4 protein-coding genes are annotated in these 6,000 nt (G+C 61.3%); all 4 read left to right on the forward strand.

From position 1 onward, the window contains the following. Positions 1–418: 418 nt before the first annotated feature. The 4 genes from DESPIG_RS09470 to ldhH are packed head-to-tail and all read left to right on the forward strand — an operon-like array spanning position 419 to position 5,936. The gene (locus DESPIG_RS09470; protein ID WP_006007961.1) at positions 419–1,804 is read left to right on the forward strand and encodes an FAD-binding oxidoreductase; all 1,386 of its coding nucleotides are present in this window, start codon (positions 419–421) and stop codon (positions 1,802–1,804) included. An 11-nt stretch (positions 1,805–1,815) separates the two neighbouring features. Next, the gene (locus tag DESPIG_RS09475; RefSeq protein WP_006007962.1) at positions 1,816–3,108 is read left to right on the forward strand and encodes a (Fe-S)-binding protein; all 1,293 of its coding nucleotides are present in this window, start codon (positions 1,816–1,818) and stop codon (positions 3,106–3,108) included. A gap of 29 nt (positions 3,109–3,137) precedes the next feature. After that, positions 3,138–3,776 (forward strand): lactate utilization protein, encoded by a 639-nt coding sequence (locus DESPIG_RS09480; RefSeq protein WP_006007963.1) that lies wholly within the window; start codon positions 3,138–3,140, stop codon positions 3,774–3,776. A gap of 3 nt (positions 3,777–3,779) precedes the next feature. Further along, positions 3,780–5,936, forward strand: coding sequence for an L-lactate dehydrogenase (quinone) large subunit LdhH (gene ldhH / locus DESPIG_RS09485; protein WP_006007964.1), 2,157 nt, complete (start codon positions 3,780–3,782; stop codon positions 5,934–5,936). Positions 5,937–6,000 lie beyond the last annotated feature (64 nt).

The raw sequence follows: 6,000 nt of genomic DNA on the forward strand, positions 1-6,000 counted from the left end.
GTGCATGGAAGAGACTGTAGTAATGTGCAAAATGAAGAGCATATTGCATATCCATTCTTTCTCTTTTGTGTGGCTGTTCTTTGAAAAAAAGGTGATTGTATCATCTGTGTTGCCGTATTTTTTGTACATTTTTCATCAATAAAAGAAGAGAAGGAGTCTTTGATATATTTTATAAAATATTTTTAAAAATATAAGAAAAAGAGGATCCTCTTTTTTCTTTGCAACAGCAGGTTGGGGAGCAGTTTTACCTTTTCAAAAAAAGAAATTCTTGCTAAAAAAATTCATTCGGCCCGGATCAACCTATTCTTCGGAGCAGGTCTTGCTGCGTGCTCTTTTTTCGTGTTCCGGGTAGATTGGGTGCAGGCCCGGTCGGGAGCCCGGGTTGATGAGCATATTTCATGAGTAACAGGAGGCCCTTATGGCAAGCCAGGCGCTTATCAAAGAATTTGAAGATCTCCTCGGCAAGGAAAACGTGTTCAGCTCCGAAGCTGACCGCCAGAGTTATTCCTATGATTCCGCGGTGCTGCCCCCCGTGGTGCCCGCTTTCGCGCTGCGTCCCACCACCACCGAGCAGCTCGGCATCTGTGTGAAGAAACTCTATGACTACGGTATTCCTATGACCGTGCGCGGTGCCGGTACCAACCTGTCCGGCGGCACCATCCCGGACAGCAAGGAAAGCGTGGTCATCCTGACCAACGGCCTGAACCGTATCCTCGAGATCAACTCCGACGACCTGTACGCTGTGGTCGAACCCGGCGTCGTCACGGCCACTTTCGCTGCCGAGGTTGCCAAAAAGAACCTGTTCTATCCCCCGGATCCGGGTTCCCAGGCCGTGTCCACCCTGGCCGGTAACATCGCCGAGAACGCCGGCGGTCTGCGCGGCCTGAAGTACGGCGTCACCAAGGACTACCTGATGGGCCTGGAGTTCTTTGACGCCACCGGCGAACTGGTCAAGAGCGGTTCCCGCACCGTCAAATGCGTCACCGGTTACAACCTGGCCGGCATGATGCTGCAGTCCGAAGGCACCCTGGGCATCATTTCCCAGGCCGTGCTCAAGCTGGTGCCCCCGCCGCAGGCCTCCAAGGCCCTGATGGCCGTGTTCGATGACATGCAGAAGGCCGCCGAAGCCGTGGCCGGCATCATCGCCGCCCACGTGGTGCCCTGTACGCTGGAATTCCTCGACAACAACACCATCGTGCGCGTGGACGACTACACCAAGGCCGGCCTGCCCCGCGACGCCGCCGCCATCCTGCTCATCGAAGTGGACGGCCATCCCGCCCAGGTGGCTGACGAAGCCGTGGTCGTGGAACGCGTGCTGCAGCAGACCGGTGCCGTGGCCGTGCATGTGGCCAAGGACGCCGCCGAAAAGTTCAAGCTGTGGGAAGCCCGCCGCCAGGCCCTGCCCGTGCTGGCCCGCTGCAAGCCCACCACCGTGCTGGAAGACGCCACCGTGCCGCGCTCCCAGATCCCTGCCATGATGAAGGCCGTCAACGACATCGCCAAGAAGTACAATGTCGAAGTGGGCACCTTCGGTCATGCCGGTGACGGCAACCTGCATCCCACCTTCCTGTGCGACAAGCGCGACAAGGAAGAATTCGCCCGCGTGGAAGCCGCCGTCGACGAAATGTTCGATGTGGCCATCAGCCTGCACGGCACCCTGTCCGGCGAACACGGCATCGGTACCGCCAAGTCCAAGTGGATGGAAAAGGAAACCTCCCGCGGCACCATCCTCTTCTCGCAGCGCCTGCGCCGCGCTCTGGATCCCAAGGGTCTGCTCAATCCCACCAAGCTGGTGGGCATTTAGGGAGACACGCCATGAGCGACCTGAAGAAACTGGCAAAGCGTCTTATGACGCTTGACGACCGCATCATCGCCTGCATGAAGTGCGGCATGTGCCAGGCTGTCTGCCCCATGTTCGGCGCCACCATGATGGAAGCCGACGTGGCCCGCGGCAAGCTGGCCCTGGTGGACAACCTGGCCCACGAAATGATCGCTGACCCCGAGGCCGTGGCCGACAAGCTGGGCCGCTGCCTGCTGTGCGGCTCCTGCGAGGCCAACTGCCCCTCCGGCGTGAAGATCATGGACATCTTCATGGAGGCTCGCGAGATCGTGAACACCTATCTTGGCCTGCACCCGGTCAAGAAGATGGTGTTCCGTGCCCTGCTGCCGTATCCCGGCCTGTTCAACTTTGCCATGCGGGTGGGCGCGCCCATGCAGCGCGTCATCTTCCGCAGCAACAAGGACACCCAGAACACGGCCTGCGCCCCCATGCTCAACTTCATGCTGGGCGACCGCCACATCCGTTCCCTGGCCCTCAAACCCCTGCACGCCATCTACGGCAACCTGGACGAGCCCCGCGTCATGGGCGGTCTGAAGGTGGCCTTCTTCCCCGGCTGCATGGGCGACAAGCTGTACGTGGATGTGTCCGAAGCCTGCATCAAGGTGCTGCACCACCATAACGTGGCCATCTACATGCCCAGCAGCTTCGCCTGCTGCGGCATCCCGGCCCTGTCTTCCGGTGACGCCGAAGGCATGGTGAAGCAGATGGCCAAGAGCCTGGCCGCCTTTGGTGAAAGCAGCTTCGACTACGTGCTGACCGCCTGTTCCTCCTGTACCTCCACCATCAAGGAACTGTGGCCCCGCTACGCCGCCCGCCTGGGCAGCGTGGAACAGCACCAGGCCGAAGCCCTGGCCGCCATCACCATGGACATCAACGAATTCCTGGTGAAGGTGCTCAAGGTCGAAGCCGTGGAAAGCCTGCCCGGCGCCAAGACCGTGACCTACCACGACTCCTGCCACCTCAAGAAGGCCCTGGGCCTTTCCGAGGAGCCGCGCACCATCATCAAGACCAACCCCAACTACAAGCTGGTGGAGATGAAGGAAGCCGACCGCTGCTGCGGTTGCGGCGGTTCCTTCAACCTCTTCCACTACGACCTGTCGCGTGTCATCGGCCAGCGCAAGCGTGACAACGTGGTGGCCACGGGCGCCCATGTGGTGGCCGCCGGCTGCCCCGCCTGCATGATGCAGCTGGAAGACGTGCTCTCGCACAACAATGACCCCGTGCAGGTCAAGCATACTATCCAGATCTATGCCGAGACCCTCAAATAGGGTACGGCATTCATTATAAGGAGACATCAATGGCCCCTGAAGAAATACAGGATCTTGTTCAGGACTTCACCGCCAAAGCCACGGCCGTCAACGCCGTGGTGCAGGAGCTGCCCAACATGGCCGCCGCGCTGCAGTACGTGGTGGACGTGTGCGAAAACAAAGCCCCGTGCGAACTGATGGCGGACGAGGACGTGGAAAAGGGCCCCAACGGCCCCAATGGTGTGCCCACCCGCGTGCAGCGCATCGTGGCCGCCCCTGTCCTGAACGATGAAGACTTCGCCACCCTGGAAGCCGCCTGCAAGGAAAAGGGCTTCCTCTGCATCCGTGAAGGTCTGCGCAACCATCTGGCCGGTATCGACGTGGGTCTGACCTCCGCCGAGATGGGCGTGTCTTCCAGTGCCACCTGTCTGGTGAACACCGACAACGAAGATGCCCGTCTGGCCGGTATGATCAGCGAGATCCACGTGCTGCTGCTGGCCAAGTCCAAGCTGGTGCGCACCCTGCCCGAGATCGCCGGTCGTATGCGTGAGCTGCTCATGGCCAACCCCAAGGGCGGCAACTACACGACCCTGATCAGCGGCCCCAGCCGTACCGCCGATATCGAGCGCGTGGCCGCCGTGGGCGTTCATGGCCCGCTGGAATTGCATATCATTCTTCTGGAGGACTAAGCCATGAGCCACACTGCACCCAAAACCCTTTCGGATTACCGCAAGGATATTGATTCCGCCCTTGAGGACAGCTTCCTGCGCCGTACCCTCGACACCTTTGCCGTGGCCTACCGCGCCAACCGTGAAGCTGTGTTCAAGGAAGTGGACGAACGCGGCCTGATCAAACAGATCGCCGACGCCAAGGACGACGCCTGCAAGCACATGGAAGAACTGTACGAACAGTTCCGCCGTGTGGCCGAAGAGCGCGGCGTGCACGTGCACCGCGCCGCCACTGCCGAAGATGCCAACCGCATCATCGCCAGCATCGCCCGCGAGAACAACGTCAAGCGCGTCATCAAGTCCAAGTCCATGACCGCTGAAGAAATCCAGCTGAACCCCTACCTGGAAAAGGAAGGGTTCATCGTGGACGAGACCGACCTTGGCGAATGGATCATCCAGCTGCGCCACGAAGGTCCTTCCCACATGGTCATGCCCGCCATCCACCTGTCCCGCTATCAGGTGGCTGACGACTTCACCAAGGAGACCGGCGTCAAGCAGGATGCCGAAGACATCCAGCGCCTGGTGAAGGTGGCCCGCGTGCAGCTGCGCCGCAAGTTCATCAACGGTGACATGGGCATCTCCGGCTGCAACTTCGCCGTGGCCGAAATGGGCGCCGTCAGCACCGTGACCAACGAAGGCAACGCCCGCATGGTCACCACCCTGCCTCGCGTCCATGTGGCCATCGCCGGCCTGGACAAGCTGATCCCCAACCTGGAAGTGGCCCTGACCGCTCTGCAGGTGCTGCCTCGTAACGCTACGGCCCAGCGCCTGACCGCGTACGCCACCTTCATGGCCGGTGCCGGCGAATGCGGCGCCTGTGAGGACAACAAGAAGATCATGCATGTGGTCTTCCTGGACAACGGTCGTACCGAGATCGCCCGTGACCCGCTGTTCTCCCAGATCTTCCGCTGCGTGCGCTGCGGCGCCTGCGCCAACGTCTGCCCCGTGTTCCGTCTGGTGGGCGGCCACAAGATGGGCTACATCTACATCGGCGCCATCGGCCTGATCCTGACCTACTTCTTCCACGGCAAGGACAAGGCCAAGGTGCTGTGCCAGAACTGCGTGGGCTGCGAATCCTGCAAGAACGTCTGCGCTGGCGGCATCGACCTGCCCCGCCTGATCCGCGAGATCCGCTCCCGCCTGACCGACGAGCAGGGCGGCGGTGTGGAAGGCACCTTGATGGCTGCTGTGATGAAGAACCGCAAGATGTTCCACAGCCTGCTGAAGTTCGCCTCCTACGCCCAGAAGCCCTTCACCGGCGGCACCCAGTTCCAGCGCCACCTGCCTGCCATGTTCCTTGGCAAGCACGGCTTCAAGGCCCTGCCCGCCATCGCCAACGAAGCCTTCCGTGACCGCTGGGCCAAGATCGCCCCGCGCGTGGCCACCCCGCGCTACCGTGTGGCCATCTTCGGCGGCTGCGCCCAGGACTTCATCTACCCCGAACAGCTGGAAGCCTGCGTCAAGGTGCTGGGTGCCCGCGGCGTGGCCGTGGAATATCCCATGGCCCAGACCTGCTGCGGCCTGCCCCTGGAAATGATGGGTCAGCGCAAGACCTCCGTGGATGTGGCCAAGCAGAACCTGGACGCCTTCGACGCCAGCAAGTACGACGCCATCATCACCCTGTGCGCCAGCTGCGCTTCCCACCTGAAGCATGTGTACCCCCACATCCTGGAAGGCAAGGCCGACGCCGCCCGCGTGCAGCTCTTCTCCGACAAGGTGACGGACTACAGCTCCTTCGTGCATGACGTCCTCGGCCTGACCGAGAAGGACTTCAACAACAGCGGTGAAAAGGTGACCTACCACGCTTCCTGCCACATCTGCCGTGGCCTGGGCGTGACCAAGGCCCCGCGCGACCTCATCGCCGACGCGGCCACCTATGTGCCGTGCGCCGAAGAAGACGTGTGCTGCGGCTTCGGCGGTACCTACTCCATGAAGTTCCCGGAAATCTCCGGTACGCTGCTGACCAATAAGCTGAAGCATATCGAAGAGACCGGCGCTTCCCGCGTGGTCATGGACTGCCCCGGCTGCGTCATGCAGCTGCGCGGCGGTGTGGAAAAGCAGGGCATGAAGGTCAAGGTCTCGCACATCGCGGAACTGGTGGCCGAAAACCTGAAAAACTAAATGAACGGACGGCGGCGTGCCGTACGGCGCGCCGCCTGCCCCGCGACCGGCCCTCCTGTCCGGC

The sequence above is a fragment of the Desulfovibrio piger ATCC 29098 genome (assembly GCF_000156375.1).
Taxonomy (GTDB): Bacteria; Desulfobacterota; Desulfovibrionia; order Desulfovibrionales; family Desulfovibrionaceae; genus Desulfovibrio; species Desulfovibrio piger.

Bases quoted from the DNA above. Each gene is read 5' to 3' on its own strand.
- DESPIG_RS09470 (WP_006007961.1), top strand. From the start codon at position 419: ATGGCAAGCCAGGCGCTTATCAAAGAATTTGAAGATCTCCTCGGCAAG.
- DESPIG_RS09475 (WP_006007962.1), top strand. From the start codon at position 1,816: ATGAGCGACCTGAAGAAACTGGCAAAGCGTCTTATGACGCTTGACGAC.
- ldhH (WP_006007964.1), top strand. From the start codon at position 3,780: ATGAGCCACACTGCACCCAAAACCCTTTCGGATTACCGCAAGGATATT.
- DESPIG_RS09480 (WP_006007963.1), top strand. From the start codon at position 3,138: ATGGCCCCTGAAGAAATACAGGATCTTGTTCAGGACTTCACCGCCAAA.